The organism is Pseudomonas sp. P4_C3, assembly GCF_056402075.1.
The window spans coordinates 1-1,663 of sequence record NZ_JBFUIC010000572.1; the positions used below are offsets into that span (position 1 = coordinate 1).

At 51.4% G+C, this 1,663-nt stretch carries 4 protein-coding genes; 3 read left to right on the forward strand and 1 reads right to left on the reverse strand.

Annotated features, from left to right (window positions below; all coding sequences use genetic code 11):
• From AC1DVH_RS30755 to AC1DVH_RS30765, 3 genes are all read left to right on the forward strand, one after another.
• Positions 1 to 443, forward strand: a 443-nt coding sequence (locus AC1DVH_RS30755) for a site-specific integrase (protein ID WP_477756964.1), incomplete at its 5' end; no start/stop codon positions are given.
• Positions 415 to 735: a hypothetical protein gene (locus AC1DVH_RS30760; RefSeq protein ID WP_477756965.1), complete on the forward strand. Its 321-nt coding sequence runs from the start codon at positions 415 to 417 to the stop codon at positions 733 to 735. The genes AC1DVH_RS30755 and AC1DVH_RS30760, both read left to right, overlap by 29 nt.
• 4 nt (positions 736 to 739) lie before the next feature.
• Positions 740 to 1,129, forward strand: coding sequence for an antiterminator Q family protein (locus tag AC1DVH_RS30765; protein WP_477756966.1), 390 nt, complete (start codon positions 740 to 742; stop codon positions 1,127 to 1,129).
• A 263-nt stretch (positions 1,130 to 1,392) separates the two neighbouring features.
• Here AC1DVH_RS30765 and AC1DVH_RS30770 read toward each other — a convergent pair.
• Positions 1,393 to 1,663 (reverse strand): hypothetical protein (locus AC1DVH_RS30770; protein ID WP_477756967.1); only part of this gene is annotated, 271 nt, incomplete at its 5' end.

Below are 1,663 nucleotides of genomic sequence, written 5' to 3' on the forward strand. Positions count from 1 at the left end.
GGGCCAAAGGGTATTACGGTCAATTCCTGTTCCCGTCTCGTAACGGCAAGGCACTCAGTGAAGGGCAGGCGAGTGCCGTATTCGTTCGGCTGGGGCAGGGCGAGTGGACCAGTCACGACTTGCGCAAGTTGGCACGTACCGGCTGGGCCGACCTCGGCATTGACCACCTGATTGGTGAGCTGCTGATCAACCACGCGATGGGTCACAACGTGAAGGTGTACATCCAGTCGGACGTGATGGGGCGCAAGCGTGATGCCCTGGAGCAGTGGCACGCGCATCTAGATCAGAAGGGATTTGAGCAGATTCATATGTTGACCAACGTTAGATCTGGAGATTCCGGTAATGCGCTGGAAGCCACAGAGAATAAGGGCTGCACGGCCACTCAAGAATCAACCATAGGCGAGGATTTGAAACATGAAAAAAGGGCAAGGCTTCGGTTTTAAGAGAGAGCGGATCGAGCTGGAGCCTTGCCCGGCCTGCAAAGGAAAAGCGGTGGTGCAGGGCGTTTTTTATGAGCTGGTTTGCAGTGATTGCAACGGCTCCGGTTGGGTAGTTTTGGGTAGCAGAGTGGTACTTTCTTCGGACGAATTGGTGACGCAGTTGAGCTTCAAATTGCAGTGGGCTCAACGCGAAATTGCAGTGCTCCAGCAGGGCTCGTCGATATCTGGCCCAGCCGAGTGCTACCAACAGAACAACCGTCGCGGTGCCGGCGGATCAAATTACACAGGGGATTGAATGCATGATGATTCGTAAGCCGGCAGGCCGACCATTAGGAGACACCGAGTACTTGTTGGAACAGTGGGGATGGTGGCGAATGGACGGGGCAGGGATACCAAATTACACCTCACCGACCTTTGCTCTGATGCGCCAGGCGATGCCGCAAGTGTCGCCGAGCCAAAATTATTGCATCACCGACGATTGGGCAATGGCCATCGACAATGCGGTGGCCAGACTTGCGCATAGGGATCAGCAAATGGGAGATATTATTTGGCTGTACTACGGTACCAAATGGACCATGGTCCGGGTTGGCAAGTACTACGGCATAAGCGAAGGGAAAACGCGTGAACTGGCGAGAGCAGGGGCAGCATGGATCGATTGTGCTGTCCATTCAATGCGGCAAGCTGCCTAATTTATCTGTCGATTACTGCCTATCACAAAAGGCAGCAATCGACTCGAAATTGACGGAGACGAAAGGCAGAAATCGGCCAGTAGCAAACTTAATGCGTCTAAGGAATTTTGGGAAATTCATCTCATGAAAGTTTTCCGAGTAGAGTATTACTGGGATCCTCGGCGGTATGGGTAATATCCTTAGCGAATTCAATTCCAGAAGTAAATTAACATGGAATTGATTCGCTAAGGACTGGGCGATATCTCATTGCTCGCATCAGAATGTTATGCGAAATTAATTTCTCCGACTAGCTCAATACGCTTAAAGGCTAGCTCGTTAAGCCCTCTTCGACTTCTGAATTCACGATCTTTAGTAGCAAGCTCAATCACCACATTGACTGTTCTTTGCAGCTCTGATCGGAGTTGGGATGCTTCAGCTGCTTCTGACAGCATCTCGGACCATTTTTTCCAAGGCGCAAGGATGCTCTCCAGACTTTGGTTGGAGTGTGGGTCTCTAGCAGCACCTAATAGGTAGCCGAACATTACAGCAATGCGA

Excerpts from the sequence above, each read along its gene's own strand:
- AC1DVH_RS30760 (WP_477756965.1), top strand. The coding sequence starts at position 415 with ATGAAAAAAGGGCAAGGCTTCGGTTTTAAGAGAGAGCGGATCGAGCTG.
- AC1DVH_RS30765 (WP_477756966.1), top strand. The coding sequence starts at position 740 with ATGATGATTCGTAAGCCGGCAGGCCGACCATTAGGAGACACCGAGTAC.